Genomic DNA, 19,444 nt, shown 5'->3' on the forward strand with positions numbered 1-19,444 from the left:
TAAGCGCCACCAACCGATCGTCAAAACCACCACAAAGGTGCCTGTCCCCTTTGTGGTGGCTCGTGAGCTTGACGTGAGCGACATCTAGGTTTTTTGAAGCAAATACGACACGTACGCTAACTCCCTTCAACAAGGAGGACCCTATGCTGATGCTCAAAACCGCCACGGTACTCGAAGCTATCTCCAAGCGCCGCCGTACGGCGCGCCCTGCCGCTCATACCGGCCTGTCTAAGAACACCATATTCGCCGCCACCCATAGTGCCGAGGACGCCCTCGTTCTGCTCGATGCCACGGCAAACGGCCTCACCGCCAAGCAGGCAACCGAGCGTCTGGACGCCGTCGGCCCCAACACCATCGAGGCAACGACCAAAACGCTCGCCCGCCGCATCGCCGACGCGTTCATCGATCCCTTCGCCGGCATCCTCGCCGCGCTCGCGCTGGTCTCGCTCTACATCGACGTGCTCGCCGTACCCGAGCCGCAGCGCGACCCCTCCACGGTCATCGTCATCGGCATCATGCTGCTGGTATCGGGCGGTATGAAGTTTATCCAGGAAGCCCGCAGCGGCAATGCGGCCGAGGCCCTTAAGGACCTGGTCTCCAACACCTGCTGTGCCCTGCGCGACGGCGAGCGCGTCGAGATCCCCTTCGACGAGCTCGTCCCCGGCGATGTGATCCGCCTCTCTGCCGGCGACATGGTGCCGGCAGATGCCCGCATCATCACCGCGCGCGACCTGTTTGTGATCGAGTCCGCACTCACCGGCGAGAGCGAGGCCGTCGAGAAGACCGCTGCCATCACCGTCGTCGAGGGTGCCGACGGCTCCGCGCTACCACTCTCTGCCTGCAAGAACATCGTCTTTACCGGCACCTCCGTGCAAAACGGCACCGCCATGGCGCTTGTCGTTGCCACCGGCTCGGACACCTACCTGGGCGGCATCGCCAAGATGCTCAACGGGCGCGGCGAGAAGAGCGCGTTTGACCGCGGCGTCTCGAGCGTCTCCATGCTGCTCGTGCGCCTCATGCTCGTTATGGCGCCGGCGGTCTTTGCCATCAACGCCGCCACCAAGGGCAACGTCATCGATGCGCTGTTGTTCGCCACGAGCGTGGCCGTGGGCATCACGCCGCAGATGCTTCCCGTCATCGTGACCACGAGCCTGTCGCAGGGCGCCAAGGACCTCGCCCGCCGCCAGGTTATCGTCAAGGAGCTGCCGGCGATCCAAAACCTCGGCGCGATGGACGTCCTGTGCTGCGACAAGACCGGCACCCTCACCGAAGACCGCATCGTGCTCGAGCGCTATCTCAGCACCGACGGCAACGAAGACGCACGCGTGCTGCGCCATGCATTTTTGAATAGCTTCTTCCAAACCGGCCTCAAAAACCTTATCGACCTGGCCGTAATCGACCGTGCCGATGTGACGCCCTCGACCGTCGTGCCCGATTCTATGCTGGGCCAGAGTCTGCGCGACCGCTATACCAAGGTCGACGAGGTTCCCTTCGATTTCTCGCGCCGTCGCCTGAGCGTAGTTGTCGCCGACGCCCAAGGCAAAACCCAGATGGTTACCAAGGGCGCTGCCGAGGAAATGCTCGAGATCTGCTCCTTTGTCGAGATCGATGGCATCGCTCAGCCGTTCACCGAAGATAAGCTCGCCCAGATTCGCAAGCAGGTCGCCGGGCTCAACGCCGAGGGCCTGCGCGTGATTGCCGTGGCGCAGAAGACCAATCCGCGCTGCGTGGGCGAGTTTGGCATCGCCGACGAGTGCGACATGGTGCTGATGGGCTTTTTGGCCTTCCTCGATCCGCCCAAAGCAAGTGCCACGGGCGCCGTCGCCACGCTCGAGGCCAAGGGTGTGGCGGTCAAGGTCCTGACCGGCGACAACGACCGCGTTGCCGCCACCGTCTGCGAGCAGATCGGTATCGACGCGAGCAACGTCTTGCTCGGCTCCGAGATCGATGCGCTCGATGACGCCGAACTTGCCGAGCGCGCCGAGAACACCCACCTCTTCGCCAAGCTCTCGCCGCTGCAGAAGGCGCGCCTGGTGCGCGTCATGCGCGAGCTGCTCGACCACACTGTGGGCTTTATGGGCGACGGCATCAACGACGCCGCCGCCATGCGTGCGAGCGACTGCGGCATCTCGGTCGATTCGGCCGTCGACATCGCCAAGGAATCCGCCGACATCATCTTGCTCCAGAAAGACCTGGGCGTGCTCGAGCGCGGCATCATCGAAGGCCGCCGCACCTACGGCAACCTGCTCAAGTACCTCAAGACCACGGTGAGCTCCAACTTTGGCAACGTGCTGTCCGTGACCGTCGCGAGCCTGTTCTTGCCGTTCTTGCCCATGAGCGCTCTGCAGCTGGTGCTGCTGTCGCTGGTCTACGAGATCGTGTGCATCGCGCTGCCGTGGGACACCGTCGATGACGTCTGGACTGCCCGTCCGCGCGCCTGGGATGCCGCGTCCATTAAGGGCTTTATGCTCGAGTTGGGTCCCGTGAGCTCACTGTTTGATATCGTGACTTTCGCCGCGCTCTTCTTTGTGGTGTGCCCCGCCGCCGTGGGCGCAAGCTGGGCAGAGCTTGCCGCTATAGGCGACGTCGCAGGCATGGCGGCCTTTACGGCGCTCTTCCAGAGCGGTTGGTTTGTCGAGTCCATGTGGTCGCAGACGCTCGTGGTCCACATGCTGCGCTCCCCGCGCCTGCCGAGCCCGCGCGACCACGCCGCGCCCGCGCTGTGCGTCCTCACCGTGCTGGGCCTGGCGCTCGTCACCTGGCTGCCGACAAGCCCCATCACCGATGCACTGGGCCTCATGCCGCTGCCGCCGAGCTTCTTCGCGCTGCTCATCGGCATTGTCGCCGCCTACATCGCGCTCACCCAACTGGCCAAGCGCCGCTACATCGCCCGCCACGGCGAGTTGCTGTAGCAAGTAGACGGAAAACACCCTGCCAGCTGCCGTTGCCACTACCACAGCCGCCAACGCCGCTGCCGCTGCCTCTGCCGCCGCCGCAGTCTATCCCCCCAGCAGTTGCGGTGAAATAGTTCCTGTTTAAAGCCCCGTGACTTTAATTTAGGGACTATTCCACCGCAACTTATTGGGAGATTAGCTAGTCCTTGGGTGTCCAGGACCAGAAGAAGTTGATGGGGGCCACGCGCGAGGCGGTACCGGCCTTTTTGTTGATCGAGGAAATGTGGCGATAGAGCGTGGAGCGCGAAAGAAAGAGCGTTGTGGCGATGTCCTGAACGCTCTGGTCCGAAACGACCAAGACCTCAAGAATATCGCGCTCGCGCTCTGTAAGCCCAAAGGTGGCGACGAAAGCATCGAGGCGTTCATCGGACGTGAGCTCCGCCGCCTCCACGGGCTCGGGGTCGGGGCATGTGGGCGCAAGATCCCCACCAAGATCGTCGGTGGCAAGCGGCAGGCCATCCTGCATCACGGCATCATCGGCTCGTTGCCCCAACTGCCCCAGCAGCGTAATCGCAATGCCCACAAACATCACGAGCGCTGCACCGACCGCAGCCAGCACATTTTGACTCGAGATAATCGCCACTGCCGGCGCCGTCACGAACATCGAGCACACGTTGTTGACGACGCGACCCATGCACGGCCAAAAATATGACCAGCGCGCATAGAGCGAGACGGCGGCATATTTTGTGGTAAAGAACACCACGAAAAAGCCCGAGCCCAGATAAAAGATGATCGTGGCAGCAAGCTCGTTGCCGCCATTGCCATCGACGATGAGCACAAAGAACGAAAGCGTGGACAGTATGGCGGCACATGTCATGCCGATATTCATATACGAGCGGCCGTGCAGGTCAAATAGTGCGCCAGCGACCAACGAGCTCACGACAAGCAGCAGGCGCGGCCAATCGCCCAAATCGACGGCTCCGACAGCATGCAGGGTCGTGAAGCCCGCGTTGAGAGCGGCGAATACGCTGGAAAGATACGCCGTCGCCACGGTCAGGCGAACTACGGCGCGACGGAATGCCGCCTTTGCCTCGGGATCGTCATGCCACTTGGCGCCATATTCCAGAGCATCTACCGAAAGCCCGGCAGCACTGGGTTCAAAGTTGGGATCGGACTCGTCGCGCAGCTTGGCGCGTCGGGCACCGTGGAGCAACGCCACCTGCGCGATCGCACAGACGACCAGAACAGCCTGCTGAGGAATGCCGACAGGCATCACCATGTGGTTGAGAACCTGCACCAGAACGCACATGGCGTAAGAAAGTGCGGCGGCGCGCGCCAAGCAGGGCGTTCGCGCAAAGCGCCTCGCAAAATTTGCATGAGCAGTCGATCCGCAGTAGCCCAGCGCGCAGCACGCCACCAAACCGCCGGCAATTACCACCTCAACCTGAACCGCCATAATCAACAGCAGCAATGCCGCCACCAGCAAAACGCCCGTGACGTCACTCGTTGCGTCGATAGCATGGGGACGGCGATAGTACAGAATGGGACGCACAAAAAAGCCAATCACGCTCGCGCCGATGACAAGGCTCTCATAAATAACGACCTCGTTCGGAGACACGAACTCGGCCATGCGCACATCAAAAAGATACTCGCACGCCAAAAACGTGAAGAAGAACAGCGCCAGGCATATAATCTCCCGAATGCCCCGACGCAAATATGCGGTTGTGTCTCCCATGCCCCTCATGGTTAACCCCCAGCCACTCAATTGTCTGGAAATCTATTTTCATAAAGAACCAGTCTCAATATCGAAGCCAGGCTCGAAATGCTGCCAATTCGACCCCAGCCGTCCACATCACGCCGCGATTTTGAGCCGCATGGACCAGAAGGGACGCGCGCGATCTCTAGCTCGGCCAGGAGTGTCCCCAACTACCACTCATTTAAGTACGTCCCCAATGAGTGGCCGAAGAGTGTCCCCCGCGACTAGTCGTTTAAGTACGTCCCCAATGACTAGTCAAAAATGGGCCATGTGTCCCAGTTGTGGAGACTCCTTGAGCCGTCTGGGTATCGCGAAGGATCACGCACTCCCCCATCATCAAAAGTGACACACGCTACCAGTTGATGGGAGGCAGCCATGGGCTTCTTTGACAAGATGTTCGAGAAGAAAGAGTGCGCGATTTGCGGTACCGAGCTGGGACTTCTAGGTAAGACAAAAATCAATGAAGGCTACCTGTGCAAAGAGTGCGCCGGCAAGCTCTCCCCCTACTTTCACGGCTATCGCTCCAGCACCGCGGACGATATCCGTGAGCAACTCGCCTACCGCGAGGCCAACGCCGAGCGCCTGTCTTCGTTCAACCCCACGCGCACGCTTTCTGCCGGGCGCACCAATATTATGCTCGATGAGGACGCGGGCCTGCTGATCATCACTTCGCAGAGCCGCTAGCGCGACGCCAATCCCGACATCATCGAGTTCTCGCAGGTACTCGGCTGCGATATGGATATCGACGAGCAGCGCACCGAGATCTATCGCGAGACCAAGGACGGCGAGCGCGAGAGCTACAACCCGCCGCGCTACGACCTGGATTACGACTTTAATCTGACCATCCACGTCAACACGCCGTACTTTACCGAGATCAACCTGCGCGTGAACGACTCCACCATCGATCAGCGCGGCTCCATCGAATATCGCGAGGCCAAGCGCCAGGCAACCGAAGTCCGCGATGCGCTGGTGCAGCTGCGCCAGGAGACACGCGACAGCGTCGTGGCCGCCAAGGCCCCCAAGACCGCGGTGACCTGCCCCTTCTGCGGAGCCACCACCATTCCCGATGCCAGTGGGCGCTGCGAATACTGCGGCGGCGCCATCGGCGCATAGCCCCCGGCACGGAAAGGACCGATCATGGCCTTCGAGAGCGTCAACTATCAGTGCCCTGCCTGCGGTGGCCCCTTGCATTTTGCAAGCGCCGAGCAAAAGCTCGTCTGCGACTACTGTGACTCGCGCTTTGAAGTCGAAGAAGTCGAGGCCCTCTATCGCGAGCGCCAGGACAAGGCAGATTCCAAAGCCGATGCCGCAGCCGCGGCCCCCAAGCCTGCTGTCGACGATGCCGTACAGGAGCTCGCCCAAAACGCCGGCTACATCTGTTCGTCGTGCGGCGCCGAGCTCGTGTCCGACGGCACCGTCGCCGTCACCACCTGCCCGTACTGCGGTAACTCCGCCGTGGCGCCCGGCCAGCTCTCTGGCGACTTCTCGCCCGACCTGGTGATTCCGTTTAAGCTCGGGCGCGACGACGTCACGGCCGCACTCAAGGAACACTACAAGGGCAAGATCTTGCTGCCCAAGAGCTTTGTCACCGGCAACCACATCGACGAGGTCCAAGGTGTCTACGTGCCGTTTTGGCTCTACGGCGCCCGCGTTGACGGCGAAGTGTACTTTGACGCGACCAACGAGACCGTGACCGAGGAATCCGACCGCACCGTCACGACCACCGACCACTACGATGCCTATCGCAAGGGCAATATCTCGTTTAAGCGCGTGCCCGTCGACGGATCATCCAAGATGCCCGACGGCCACATGGACGCCATCGAGCCGTTTGACTACGACGCACTGCGTCCGTTCTCGGTCGCATATATGCCCGGCTACATCGCCAACCGTTACGACGAGGACTGCGAGACTTGCAAGGCGCGCGCCGAGCGCCGCATGGAAGAAAGCACGGTCTCGGCCCTGCGCGAGACCGTCGTCGACGAATACGACGATGCCACGGTCGAAAGCAAGCAGCTCGACTACACCTGGGAAGACAGCGACTACGCCCTGTTCCCCGTCTGGATGCTCTCCACCTCGTGGAACGGCAAGAGCTACCTGTTTGCCATGAACGGCCAGACCGGCCGCTTGGTCGGCGAGCTCCCCTGCTCCAAGCCCAAGCTCGCCATCGCCTCGGTGCTGTTCTTTATGATCGGATTTATCCTCTCCCAGATTCTCTTTATGGGGGAATACGCCTTCGATCCGGATTACCTCACCTTTGATATCGAGGGCATCCTCATCAACATCATCGCGCCGCTGATCATCGTGATTATCGGAGACGTGCTACTGGTAGGCCAGCTCAAGACGGCCAACGAAGCAACCTGTGCCGATGAGTATTGTGGCGAGCTCGACCTGACCGAGAAGCACGACACCTTCAGCCACACCGAGACCACCGTTGTCATGAAAGACGACAAGGACGACTAAGCAATCCAACCAATACCACCCGGCCTTTGACGAGAAAGGAAGATCACCATGGGACTCTTGAAAGCTGGATTGGGAGCTGCCGGCGGCGTCATGGCCGACCAGTGGAAGGAATTTATCTACTGCGAATCGATGCCTGCTGACGTCTTGGCCTGCAAGGGCAGCAAACGTACCGGTGGCCGCAGCTCCAACACGCGCGGCGAGGACAACGTCATCTCCAACGGCTCGGTCATCGCCGTCAACGACGGACAAGGCATGCTCGTGGTGCAAAACGGCAAGATCATCGAAGTCGCGCTGGAGCCCGGTGAGTTCGTCTTCGATACCGGCAGCGAGCCGAGCGTCTTTAGCGGCAACTTGGGCGATTCCATCAAGGAGACCTTCGCCAATATCGGCAGCCGCTTTACCTTTGGCGGCGACGCGGGCAAGGACCAGCGCGTCTACTTCATCAACACCAAGGAGATCATCGGCAACAAGTACGGCACCGCTTCGCCCGTGCCCTTCCGCGTGGTCGATAACAACATTGGCCTAGACGTCGACATCTCCGTGCGCTGCAACGGCGAGTATTCGTACCGCATCACCAACCCGTTGCTGTTCTACACCAACGTATGCGGCAACGTGACCGATAGTTATACGCGCGACAAGATCGACAGCCAGCTTAAGTCCGAGCTGCTCACCGCCCTGCAGCCCGCCTTTGCCAAGATCTCGGAGATGGGCATCCGCTACAGCGCCATCCCCGGCCACACCACCGAGCTCGCCCGCGCGCTCAACGAGGTCCTCTCTGCCGACTGGCGTGACCTGCGCGGCGTCGAGATCGTGAGCTTTGGCGTCAACTCCATCGCCGCCTCGCAAGAGGACGAGCAGATGATCAAGGACCTGCAGAAAGCCGCGGTCATGCGCGATCCCACTATGGCGGCAGCCAACATTGCCAGCGCCCAGAGCGACGCAATGCGCGCGGCAGCCGCCAACCCCAACGGCGCGATGGCGGGCTTTATGGGCATGGGCATGGCAGGCGGCATGGGCGGTATGAACGCCAGCCAGCTGTTCGCCGCCGGCCAGGCACAACAGCAGGCCGCCCCGCAGCCGGCTCCAGCTCCCGCCCCCGCACCGGCTCCCGCCGCCGCACCTGCGGCCGGCACGTGGACTTGCAGCTGCGGCGCCACCAACACCGGCAAGTTCTGCTCCGAGTGCGGCAGTCCCGCACCCGCCCCGGCACCGGCCAAGTGGTTCTGCCCCAACTGCGGTAGCGAAAACGGTGGCAAGTTCTGCAGCAATTGCGGAACACCCAGGCCCTAGCCCCTCTATCTGGTAATTGGCGGGGGATCCGCCACCCCCGCATTTGCTTCTATGGGTTTCGTTCGATGAAGGAGGACACCATGAAGACAACGTTCAAAAAGTCCGTACTCGCATTTCTGACATGCGTCCTGGCGCTCGCCTTTGCCCTGACGGGCTGCAGCGGCGGCGGCAAGGACCCCAAGGCCAACTTCGTCGGCAGCTGGCAGTACTCGGGTGGAACCTTGGATGGCGAAGAGCTCACCGATGAGTACATGGATATGCTCAAGGAGTGGGGCCTCAACTGCGTCCTGATCCTCGACGAGGACGGCACAGGTGTCCTCGATATGTTCCTTGAGGTCGCCGACCTGAAATGGGAAGCCAAGGACGCCACCACCGTAACGATCACCGCCGAAGATGAGTCGCACGACCTGAAGCTCAAGGACGACAAGCTCGTCCTGGAGGTGGACGGCGACAAGCTCATCTTCACCAAGTCCGACAAGGACCTGTCCGGTACGGTGAAGAAGGATCGCGAGAACGCCGAGAAGGAAGAGGAGATCGATGAGGCCGTCGAAGACGACGATGTCCAGAGCGTCGAAATCTCCCCCGCCGTCACCGTCGCCGATGACGATCTGTGCACCATCACCATTACCGAGAAGTTCAAAGACGACTGGGGCGACATCGGCTTTGTCGTCAACATCACCAACAAGAGCGACAAGGACCTGACCTTCTACGCCCCCACCGGCAAGACCAACGTCAACGGCACCATGAAGGAAGCCTGGTTCTCGGCCCACCTGATGCCCGGCACCAACGCCACCGAGGAATTCACGTTCTCGAACGGCGAGCTTGACAGCCTTGACGACCTGGTCAACACGACCATCGGCATCGACGCCTACCTGACCGATTCCTACGAGGACGTCGCTTCCTACACCGCGACCATCGCGTAACGGCACGTAACATCAGCCGCGGATTGGCGGACACATCCGCGCACTTGCCAGGCGGGGCCGCAGGAAATGATCCCGCGGCCCCGCCGCCTTGCGCCGACAGCACCGCTCGCACAAGCAGGCCGCCCGCCGTTTTCTGATGCAAAACGGCGGGCGGCCTATCTTTACGGCGCCGGAACACGGGCGGCGCACCGACTACGGACGCTCCATATTGGGAACGATGCTGCCCTCGGTCACCGCATGCACGGCCAAGCGCATGATGTTGTCGTAGCCGGTCTTGCTCAGGATCTCCGAGATGCGACGCTTGATGGTGCCCTCACTCATAAACAGCTCGGCCGCGATCTCGCGACGGCTCTTGCCCTCGCAGGCAAGGCGCAAGATCGACAGCTCGACATCGTCGAGGGCCGCCGTGCCCGAGAAGATGCTCTCGGGCGGCTTGGGAAACGTGCAGTAACCCGCCAGCGTGGAGCGCATCACGGCGAACAGCTCGTCGATACCGACGTTCTTGTACACAAAGCTATCGACGCCCGCCTCGCGGGCCTGATCGACAAAGGTGATCTCGGGCATGCCTGTCATGATAATGATGCGACACTCGGGCAGCTGTTCCTTGATGCGTGCCGCCGCCACGATGCCGTTTGAATCGTGTTCGGTGCACACGTCCATCAGTATCATGTCCGGGCGCTCCTTAAGCACAACGTCCAAGGCATCCGAGGCGTCGGCGATCGCGGCAACAACCGTCATGTCGGGCTGGTCACCGACGGAGCGCGCGAGGCTCTCGCGCAGAATGGCCTGGTCTTCGACTATAAGGACGCGAATCATGAGCTTCTCCTTTGGACCGTGGCGCTGGAGGCGAGCGGGATGGACACCGTAAGCGTAAAGGGCGGGGCGGTGTGGACTTCCAGGCTGCCGCCCAGATTCTGTGCGACATGCCTCATACCTGGGATACCCGTTCCCTCGCGATACGATACGGGTGCAGGCGCGCCGTCGTTAGAAACGGCCATTCGCGCAACAGCGCCGTCTTCCGTCCCCTCCTGCCACAGGCGCACATGGACCTGATGGGCCTGTGCATGCTTGGTGGCATTGGTCGAGGCTTCGCGGATAATCTGCAAAAATGCTGCGGCGACACGCGCGTCGTTTGGCAGCTCGCCCTCCACATCGATCTGCACGCTCACCAGGCCAAAGGCATGGACGATATCGCCCAATTGCTCTGCCGGTTCGGTGTCGCCCCCGCTGCGCAGATCGGCAGCGATTGAGCGCAGCAGCGGGTCGATCTGCTCGAGTGACTCGTCATCCAGGCGCCCTTCCTCCAGATAACGATGGAGAATGGACAGGCGCTGCCCGATCACGTCGTGCACGCGAGCGCGCATACGCAGATAGGCCGCATTGTCAGCAACTTTTTTGACTTCTTCGATCTGGGCTTGGAGCTCTTGGCCCGCAAGCTCAAGCAGGTGGTTGGCTTGCGCTAGGCGATCATGGGCATGCGCATACTCTGTTACATCCAGACCGATAATGCGCTCGAAGAGGCGGCCCGAAACCATAACGTCATCGTGCACGAACAAGCGAATCTCGGCGGGAGAAACCTCGACCACAACGCGCGCCTCACCAAAGCGGTCCAGATTAATCCGCACGCGGTTCTGGCTGCTTTCGGGCATTTGCATGCTGAGTTTGCGCAGGTCGTTCCATGTACCGCTCATATCGCCTAGGTCGGTGGGCATATGAAGCTCCACCAGGTTTTTTCGCATGCAGCGGTTCATGAGCAGCGGACGGCCCCTCGGGTCCAGATACAGGATGCCCACGGGAATCACGTTGATGGTTTCGATCGTCGAGAACGCGGTGATATCCTCCTGGCGGTTGCGGACATCCATCAAGAGCGCCGCAATGGAGCGGAACAGGAAAAACGCTCCCTCTGCGATAAGGACCGTGGTCCACGCCGAGCCCATGGCAAGCACCACCGGCGGTGTCACGGCGGCAACGAGCAACAGTTCGGCCAGCATGACGGGGCGACGATAGTGCACCATAAGCACCATGCCGTAGGCAAAGATCACGGCATTGAGCCACAACGCTCCGCCCATTGCCCTGGCGCAAACGTCAAGCGGCGCCACCAGATATGAGCCAGACGACGCGAACAAGATGAGCGCCGAAATAATTAGGTGAAGCACAAGGCTCGCCTCGTAGGCACAAATCACCTTACGGTTATAGGACGAGCGGCGCGATGCGATGAGCGGGACGTGGATCGTCTGCAGACACGCAGCCAGGGCAAAGACAACATCGAGCGCAACGATTTGGGGAAGAATGAGCGAAATCTGCATCGTCACTCACCCGCCCTCGGCATCAAGACGATCATGCGCAGCTGGCCGGGCTCGCCCTCAAGGCGGTATGCCACGTTGCGCCCTTGCAGAGCGCTTTCGAGCTCTTGCGCAGCGGGCGTCTGCGAAAGATCTGCATCATCGTTGGAAAAAAGCGCGGCACGCAGCTCGACACTGCATCGGTCATGATCGCCCAAGTGATACATAAGCGCCGGATGGTCGGTGGTGTAGGCAAAAAACGCAAAGTCATACACGCAGTCGTACAGGGCGCTTACCGTACTGGCGTGCATCGGGCGCCGTATGGCGATAATCGAGGCGCAATCGATATCGATGGTGCGCAGGTCGCTTGCGAGCTCGTTGGCAATGAGCTGAATGCGGTCGCGATCAAAACCGCTCTCCCCGTGCTGTGCCAACGTGAGCGACCCCTTGCGCTTGCAATAGGCGACGAGCATCTTGGCGCGCTGCAGCATGCGGTAACGCTCGTGCGAAGACGATTCATCGGTCAACGGCGGTAGCGAGCTCAGCAGGTCGTACATCCCTTCGAGCGCGCGGGCAAGCGCCTGGTCCACGTCTTGGACCAGCAAGGTCTCGGCCTCTTGGTCTGCCAGGTGCGTCTTAAGGTCGTAGTCGGCAGCGAGCAGCTCGTTTTGACGCTGCAGCTCCATGCGACGGTGTGTCAGTTCACGGTTAAGCTCGTTGAGATCCGACACGTCTTGGGCAAGCAGGGCCGATCCACCCAGCAGTGGAAAGGCTCGGTACATCACATCGGGATTGGACTCCACGGCAAAGGCATGGGCATGCCCGTGTTCCTGGGCTCGCAGCTCTTCGCACACGCCTACCGGCATTGGCTTTGACACTGGCGTGGCATAGACTTCCTGCAGGTCGCGCGTTAGAACTTTGAGGTCGAGCGGCAAGGTGTCGAAGATGCCGGCGATGTCGTGATATGACGGAATGACACCGCAATCGAGACAGATTTCCATCGCCACCACACACAAGACGCAATAGATGAGCGAGAAGTTGAGCCTCCATGCTCAGGGCACGCGCAACGCATATGAGATGGCAAAGAACGCGCCGCCCAGCAGCACGAGCGCCGCCGTGCCCGAGAAACGTTGGATGCGAAAGGACGAGGACCGGCTCACCAGGATAAAAAAGGCCACAAAGTTAAAGGCCGTCCACACGAGGACGGCGAAATAACCCCAGCCGTACGTGTAATCGTTGCTCCAGGTGTCGCTTGTACGGTCAAAGTGGAAGACCTGCTGGTGAAAATCGTTGGTGAGCACAAATCCGATAAGCAGGATAGCCATAATCCACAGCGCAGCGCAGTAGCGGCGACCCAGGCGGTGTTGCTCCAGGCCCGCAAGGCGCAGACCACACAACTGGTAGAGCAGCGGAATGAACGTCATGGGCACGTAGTACAGGTACCACAGCACGGTGGCATAGAACGGCGTGAACGACTTGTACTTGAGAATGACTTCGATCATCCACAGGGCGCAGATGGTGGCGACGGCAACAAGGCGGCGGCGCAACACATAGTCCAAACAGCGCAGATAGACCGATACGCCCCAGATCGAAAATATAATTGCGGCGACAGGCAGCGGGAGAGAGCTCGAATGGACGAGCGCATCCACGACCTCTTCGGACACCTCGCCATAGGCTGGCACGGCGTTAGAAAGTTTGGGGTCGAAGGCGAACAGTGTCGGCAAGACTGCCAAAAGCATGAGGAACAGCGCAGTGATGACGCCGGCGATAGCAAAGACGCGGTGGCGGTACATCCGATGTGTTATGCCAACAAGGAATCGCGGCATGGCGAAGAGCCTGCCACCCCTGGGATCCGCCACGGGTGCGGATCGGGCGGCCGCGTGGCCGATATGTCGCTCGCGGGTACCCATAGTCCCTTTAGTGTACCGACAGATGGGTCGAAAAAGCGGGCCGCATGTCCCAAAATCCGCAGACGGCAAGGCGCCCGGCAGCCTCCCCCGTCTGGCACTTCCCGATATCCGCCCGCCCCAAACCACCGCAAAGGAGACAGGCACCTTTGTGGTGGTTTGGGGCGATGCGCTAGTCCACGGTGATGTCGAGATTTTTGCCGATGAGGCCAACGTAGCCGCCTTCGGCTGCCTTGGGGCTGTCAGCATGGCAGAGAACCCACTTGTCGGCCTTCCAGTAGCAGTAGCCGTCACCGGCGGCAGGCATGTCGGCTGCAGCCTCGGGGCGCGGACCGTTGGTGCCGGCGGGCAGCGCCACCATCACCTGGAAGCCGCCGTCGTCGACCATGCACGGCGTGTAGTGGAGCGTGGTGTTGAAAACCTCAACAAGCGTGCCGGCCGGCACGCGGAACGCCTTGACGCACGCGGTGTCGAGCTTGCCGTCCTCGATCTCCCAGCGATGCGCCACGAGCAGGATAAAGTCGCGGGCGCCCAGGTTAAACTCGCTGGCGCGGTGATACTCCAGGCAGTTGAGCTGCGTGTTGTGGCCGTTGCACCAGCCGAGCTGGAAGGGACGGCCGCCAAACATGAGAAAGCCCAGTTTATCGGCATCTTTGACGCCATCGAGCTCCGGCGCGCTTGCTACGTACTTGCTGCCCTCGGGAATGGGCGTGGCTGAGAGCGCCTCGAGCACGGGCGACGTGAGCTCGGACGGAACGTCATCCCAAACGTTGCCATAGGATTTGAACTCGGGATCGTTGACAGAGTAGATATGCATGTTCACTCCTGTTCGTAAATGTGACTATACGAACATTCTAGAACAAACATGAGCGATTTTGAACGCTCGTCCCGACCAATCAACAAAAAGGCGCCCCCGCATAAGCGAAGACGCCCAATGCGCGCGTTTTGGGCGATAAAGCCCTTATGCCTGCTGATAGTGCAGGTGCTTCTCGTCGATATCGGCCAGGTCGCGGTCGAGGTAACGGCGCGCGAGCCAGTTAGCCATGGGAAGGTTCTGGTCCAGGTAGTTGCCGCACTCCTCGGGAGCGGCACCGGGGACATCGCCCTCAAAGTCGGCGACAAACTCGAACAGCTCACGCACGAGCGGCAGGATCTCCTCGCTCGTCACCTCACCAAATACGACGAGGTAAAAGCCCGTGCGGCAGCCCATGGGGCCAAAGTAGACAATGCGGCTCGACCACTCGGCATGATTGCGAAGGAACGTCGCGCCCAGGTGCTCAATGGTGTGACACTCGGCGGTGTTCATGACCGGCTCCTTGTTGGGCGTGGTCAGGCGCAGGTCAAACGTGGTGACGGCAGCACCGGTCGCCGGATCGCGGTCGATGCGGCTCACATACACGCCGGGCTCAAGCAGCAGATGGTCAACGGAAAAGCTGGCGATGCGCTCCATGGCAGATCCTCTCGATAGTCAAATTGGGACGGGGCTCTTTTAGCTGGTTCGATTGGTCGCACCAATCATACCAGTCAAAAAGCCCCGTCCCAAAAAGACAACTTAGCCAAGGACACGGGCCATACGCGTCTTGAACTCGGACAGGAAGCGCGGAGCATCCACGGTCAGTGCCACAAGCGCGCTCTTGTCCGGATCGGACAGGCGACGCTCATCGCAGATGGTGCGACCGCGGTACTCGCCCAGCAGATCAACACGCAGGTTGCAGCCGAGCGCACCTACGAGCGTGGGGTCGATCGCCACGGCAACGGCCAGCGGATCGTGCAGCGCACAACCACCCAGGTAGGGTGCGTTCATCTCGTACGAGCCAATGTAGTGCTCGACCATGCTCGCAAATGCGCAGCCCGCCATGGTGCCCGAGCCCGTCCAGCCGGCAATGTCGCGGCGTGTGAGCACCACGCGATGCGTCACGTCCAGACCCACCATGGTGAGCTTACGGCCCGAGCGCAGCACTGCGTCGGCTGCCTCGGGGTCGCTCGCCATATTGGCCTCGGCGCCCGCGCTCACGTTACCGGGCACGGTAAGGGCGCCGCCCATTACGACCACGCGGCCGATGGACATCATCGCCGCCGCATCGCGCTCCAGGGCGAGCGCCAGGTTGGAGAGCGGGCCAGTCGCTACGTAGACCAGATCGGGACCATAGGTGCGCGCGGCATCGATCAGATAATCGACCGCAGCGTTGCCGTCGGCCGAGGTCGCCCCCACCGGCTCGTAGGGCGACGCGGGCACGCTCGCGCCGCCGATGCCGTTCTTGCCGTGAATGAGCGCGGTGGACGCCGGCGGCGTATAGGGCTCAGTCGCCTGCAGAGGACGGTCGGCACCCAGGTACACCGGAACCTCGGGGCGACCCAGCAGATCGAGCACCGCCAGGCAGTTGTGCGCCGATTGCTCGACGCGCACGTTGCCAAAGCACGTGGTGATGCCCACGAGCTCCACCTCGGGGCTCGCGATGGCATAGGCCAGCGCCATCGCATCGTCCACACCCATATCCAGATCAAGGATCAGCTTCTTGATTGCCATTGTTCTACTCCGCTTCTCCGTCTTTATCGTTTAACTAAACCAATGTTCAACTTCGGCGCGCGTGGGAATCGATTGCTGAGCGCCCAGGCGCGACACCGTCACTGCCGAGGCGCGAGCACCCGCGGCCATGCACTCAAAGAGCGGCAAGCCCTCTAGGCGAGCCGCCGCCAACGCGCCGATAAACGTATCGCCGGCGGCCGTGGTATCGACTACCGTACTCGAAAGTGCCGGCATGCGCAGCAGCTCACCGCCATCGCCGAGCGTAACCGACCCGGCGCCGCCCAACGTGATGACCGCAGCTCCGGCGCCCTTGTCGAGCAGCGCATTGAGCGCGGCGACGCAACTCGCATCATCCGTGGGCAGAATGCCCGTCAGCACCTGGCACTCGGTCTCGTTGGGGCAGACCAGGTCGACCGCGGACCAGGCCTCCGCAGGCACATCGCAGGCAGGCGCCGGATTAAAGACTGTATAGAACCCGAGCTCGTAAGCGCAAACAAGCGCCTCGGCCGTCGCTACAAGGTCGCATTCACCCTGGGCGATAAAGACGCTTCCGGCAGCCGGGGCAATCTTGCTGGCGTCACTATCGAGTTCATCGGCCACCAGACGCCTCAGCGCGCGGGCAACGTCCTCGCCCGCAAGCGCATGGTTGGCGCCCGGCGACAGCACGATGCGGTTGTCTCCCTCGCAGCGAATGATGGTCGCCGTTCCCGTCTCCACATCATCGCGATGCACTACAAAGTCACAGTCCACGCCGGCGTCTTGGAGCCCCGCCACGAGCGACGCGCCGAACGCGTCGCGACCGACCGCGCCGATCATGTGCGTGCAAGCGCCCATACGCGCGGCAGCTACGGCCTGATTGGCGCCCTTGCCGCCGGCGTTGGTGATAAACCCGCTGCCGCCGACGGTCTCGCCCGCACGCGGTATGCGCTCGCACGCCACCGAAAGGTCCATGTTCATGCTGCCGAACACCGCAACGATGCCGCGATCTGCCATGGAAACCTCCTCATCTGCGGGCCTTATGCCCACCGCAGCCGTCGATCGTGCACTCTCGCACCCCCTATAACTTTAGTTCACTTTGATGTGGTCGCGCGCTTGAGCTTGCGCCAGCAGCAAGCATTCACAGGAGCAGGCAGCTACAATGAAGGCGTGCTGATTATTCTCGTCATTGGATGATGTTTTATGGAACAACTCTCGCAATCGGGCTCGCGCGGTCGACGCCGCACGGGCAACGAGCCGGCGCCGCACGAACGCGTGAAGGGCGAACGCCGTGCCAACGAACCGCGACGCACCGTGAGCCCCCATCGTGCTTCTGCCAACAACGCGGGCCGCGCCAACACTCCCGCCGCGGAGCAGACGCCTGCTCGCCCCAAATCCCGCTACATCCCTGCCCTTGACGGCCTGCGTACGCTCGCCGTCGTCGCGGTGGTGCTCTATCACCTTAACCTCACGTGGGCGCAGGGCGGTCTGCTCGGCGTCACGATCTTCTTTGTGCTTTCGGGCTATCTGATCACGCGCTTGCTGCTCAACGAAGTCGCTAAGACCGGCCGCATCGACCTCAAGAGCTTCTGGATTCGCCGCATCCGTCGCCTGGTCCCCGCCGTGGTAACCGTCGTGGTGGTGACCTGCGCGCTGTGCACCGTCTTCAACCACGTGATGCTCACCAAGATGCGCCCCGACATCTTGCCGTCGCTGCTGTTCTTTAACAACTGGTGGCAGATTGCTCAAAACGTCTCGTACTTCAATGCTCTGGGCGACCCCTCACCGCTCACGCACTTTTGGTCGCTTGCCATCGAGGAACAGTTCTACCTGATTTGGCCGCCGCTGCTGTTTGCCATGGTATCCATGCATGTGAGCAAGCCCAACACGCGCCGCGTGGTTCTGGGCCTTGCCGCGGTATCTGCCCTCGCCATGATGGTGCTTTACAACCCTGCCGCCGACCCCAGCCGCGTGTACTACGGCACCGACACCCGCGTGTTCTCGCTGCTGCTGGGTGCCTGGATGGCCTTTATCCCCGATCGCGACCTGGCGCCGGTGCGTCTCGCTCATCGTTTGGGGCTCAATCGCCTGACTGGCGCCGCCAAGCACGGCAAGAACGCCGAGGGCAAACCTGGCGAGAAGGCCGACGAAGCAGCCGAGACCGCCCCGGCACAGCCGAGCGCCCTCGTGCGTTTTTGGTCCTCGCCCGCATCCATCGATGTGTTGGGCCTCGTGGGTCTGGTTGGCCTTGCCGCCATGGTCGCGCTCACCAACGGCTACACCGCCTTCCAGTATCGCGGAGGCACGCTGCTGTGCTCGATCCTCACACTCATGGTCATCGCGGCCTGCGTGCAGCCCCAGGGAATGGTTGCCCGCGCGCTGTCCGCCGAGCCGCTCGTATGGGTTGGCAAGCGCTCCTACAGCATCTACCTGTGGCACTATCCGCTGCTGCTCCTCATGAACCCGGTCGCCAACATCAACGATACGCCGTGGTGGCAGTACATTTTGCAGGTGTTGTTGGTGGTCGCCGTGGCAGAGTGCTGCTATCGCTTTATCGAGACTCCGTTTAGGAAGGGCGCCTTTGGGCGCACCGTCGCCGAATTCCGCGATGGCACCACCACGCCCGCCAACTGGGCACGCACGCACATCCCTGTCTGCGCAGCCTGCGCTGTCGTGTTGGTCGTTGCACTGGGCGGCCTGATCTTTGTGCCCGAGACGTCTGCGCTGAGCGGCGAGGGCGCCGAAGTTCTGAACAAGGAAGCCAAGAACACCGCGCCCACCGACCAGCAGGCGGCCGACGACACCGACAAGGACAACGACGGCTTCCCCGATGGCTCCTACGATCTGCTTATGATCGGCGACTCCGTGTCGCTGCGTGCCGTAGACACCTTTGACGGCGTGTTCCCGCACAGCCATATCGATGCCGAAAAGGGCCGCCAGTTTGATGCGGGGCGCGCGACATTTGAGGGCTATATCCAGCAGAACCTTGCCGGCAAGATCGTGGTCTTTGCCCTGGGCACCAACGGCTTGGTAACCGACGACCAGATCGACGCCATCATGGCCGATGCAGGAGATAAGCGTATTGTGGTGTTTGTGAACACGCGCAGCCCGCAGCCGTGGGTTGGCTCTACCAACCAGGCCATCGCCAACGCCGCTACGCGCTACAAGAACGTGCGCGTTATCGATTGGTACGGATACAGTGCCAACCGCAACGACCTGTTCGATGGCGATGGCACGCACCTATCGACCACTGGCGTGACTGAGTACCTCAACTTGATCCACGATGCCGTCAAGAAGGACCTGCCCGTGCATCCCGAGGATCACGTCAACGATCCGCAGCCGGCAGCCGTCAAGTCTGCCACCGACGCACTCGTCAATGCGCTTGCCTTCAAGCCGCACAAGCTGGGCACCGACAAATAGCCCGCAGCA

16 protein-coding genes are annotated in these 19,444 nt (G+C 61.5%); 7 read left to right on the forward strand and 9 right to left on the reverse strand.

Annotated elements, in window-relative coordinates; translation table 11 throughout:
• Nucleotides 1-143: 143 nt before the first annotated feature.
• The gene (mgtA, locus tag GPK42_RS06930) at nt 144-2,912 is read left to right on the forward strand and encodes a magnesium-translocating P-type ATPase (protein ID WP_215694462.1); all 2,769 of its coding nucleotides are present in this window, start codon (nt 144-146) and stop codon (nt 2,910-2,912) included.
• A 181-nt stretch (nt 2,913-3,093) separates the two neighbouring features.
• Here mgtA and GPK42_RS06935 read toward each other — a convergent pair whose 3' ends face one another.
• The gene (locus GPK42_RS06935) at nt 3,094-4,638 is read right to left on the reverse strand and encodes a helix-turn-helix transcriptional regulator (protein WP_215694464.1); all 1,545 of its coding nucleotides are present in this window, start codon (nt 4,636-4,638) and stop codon (nt 3,094-3,096) included.
• A gap of 387 nt (nt 4,639-5,025) precedes the next feature.
• Between GPK42_RS06935 and GPK42_RS10065 the strand changes: the two genes are divergently transcribed.
• From GPK42_RS10065 to GPK42_RS06955, 5 genes are all read left to right on the forward strand, one after another.
• Nucleotides 5,026-5,334, forward strand: a complete 309-nt coding sequence (locus GPK42_RS10065) for a DUF4428 domain-containing protein (protein WP_252200181.1) — start codon at nt 5,026-5,028, stop codon at nt 5,332-5,334.
• 51 nt (nt 5,335-5,385) lie between these two features.
• Nucleotides 5,386-5,763 carry a hypothetical protein gene (locus tag GPK42_RS10070; RefSeq protein WP_252200182.1) on the forward strand — a complete coding sequence of 126 codons (378 nt, stop codon included), beginning with the start codon at nt 5,386-5,388 and terminating at the stop codon, nt 5,761-5,763.
• A gap of 24 nt (nt 5,764-5,787) precedes the next feature.
• Entirely contained in the window at nt 5,788-7,110 is a 1,323-nt protein-coding gene (locus GPK42_RS06945; protein ID WP_215694466.1) for a hypothetical protein, read from the forward strand.
• 48 nt (nt 7,111-7,158) lie between these two features.
• Nucleotides 7,159-8,400 carry an SPFH domain-containing protein gene (locus GPK42_RS06950; RefSeq protein WP_089573532.1) on the forward strand — a complete coding sequence of 414 codons (1,242 nt, stop codon included), beginning with the start codon at nt 7,159-7,161 and terminating at the stop codon, nt 8,398-8,400.
• An 80-nt stretch (nt 8,401-8,480) separates the two neighbouring features.
• Complete coding sequence (locus GPK42_RS06955) at nt 8,481-9,323, forward strand: hypothetical protein (RefSeq protein WP_215694467.1); 843 nt, start codon at nt 8,481-8,483, stop codon at nt 9,321-9,323.
• 192 nt (nt 9,324-9,515) lie between these two features.
• On the opposite strand, the gene GPK42_RS06960 is transcribed toward GPK42_RS06955, so the two are convergent.
• From GPK42_RS06960 to GPK42_RS06995, 8 genes are all read right to left on the reverse strand, one after another.
• Nucleotides 9,516-10,139 carry a response regulator transcription factor gene (locus GPK42_RS06960; protein WP_215694470.1) on the reverse strand — a complete coding sequence of 208 codons (624 nt, stop codon included), beginning with the start codon at nt 10,137-10,139 and terminating at the stop codon, nt 9,516-9,518.
• Nucleotides 10,136-11,629: a sensor histidine kinase gene (locus GPK42_RS06965; RefSeq protein ID WP_338404345.1), complete on the reverse strand. Its 1,494-nt coding sequence runs from the start codon at nt 11,627-11,629 to the stop codon at nt 10,136-10,138. Before GPK42_RS06965 ends, GPK42_RS06960 begins: the two co-directional genes overlap by 4 nt.
• 2 nt (nt 11,630-11,631) lie before the next feature.
• Nucleotides 11,632-12,606, reverse strand: a complete 975-nt coding sequence (locus tag GPK42_RS06970) for a hypothetical protein (RefSeq protein WP_215694474.1) — start codon at nt 12,604-12,606, stop codon at nt 11,632-11,634.
• Between the two features lie 51 nt (nt 12,607-12,657).
• Nucleotides 12,658-13,431, reverse strand: coding sequence for a histidine kinase N-terminal 7TM domain-containing protein (locus GPK42_RS06975; RefSeq protein WP_215694476.1), 774 nt, complete (start codon nt 13,429-13,431; stop codon nt 12,658-12,660).
• A gap of 253 nt (nt 13,432-13,684) precedes the next feature.
• On the reverse strand, nt 13,685-14,329 hold the full coding sequence (locus GPK42_RS06980; protein WP_215694478.1) for a DUF4867 family protein: 645 nt from the start codon (nt 14,327-14,329) through the stop codon (nt 13,685-13,687).
• Nucleotides 14,330-14,473: 144 nt separating this feature from the next.
• Nucleotides 14,474-14,962, reverse strand: coding sequence for an S-ribosylhomocysteine lyase (locus GPK42_RS06985; RefSeq protein WP_117798872.1), 489 nt, complete (start codon nt 14,960-14,962; stop codon nt 14,474-14,476).
• 102 nt (nt 14,963-15,064) lie between these two features.
• Nucleotides 15,065-16,039: a nucleoside hydrolase gene (locus GPK42_RS06990; protein WP_138374336.1), complete on the reverse strand. Its 975-nt coding sequence runs from the start codon at nt 16,037-16,039 to the stop codon at nt 15,065-15,067.
• Nucleotides 16,040-16,069: 30 nt separating this feature from the next.
• Nucleotides 16,070-17,032 carry a ribokinase gene (locus GPK42_RS06995; RefSeq protein WP_215694480.1) on the reverse strand — a complete coding sequence of 321 codons (963 nt, stop codon included), beginning with the start codon at nt 17,030-17,032 and terminating at the stop codon, nt 16,070-16,072.
• Nucleotides 17,033-17,218: 186 nt separating this feature from the next.
• Between GPK42_RS06995 and GPK42_RS07000 the strand changes: the two genes are divergently transcribed.
• Entirely contained in the window at nt 17,219-19,435 is a 2,217-nt protein-coding gene (locus tag GPK42_RS07000; protein ID WP_215694482.1) for an acyltransferase family protein, read from the forward strand.
• The last annotated feature ends 9 nt before the right edge of the window (nt 19,436-19,444 follow it).

Origin of the sequence: Collinsella aerofaciens (assembly GCF_018785265.1) — a bacterium.
Taxonomy (GTDB): Bacteria; Actinomycetota; Coriobacteriia; order Coriobacteriales; family Coriobacteriaceae; genus Collinsella; species Collinsella aerofaciens_AI.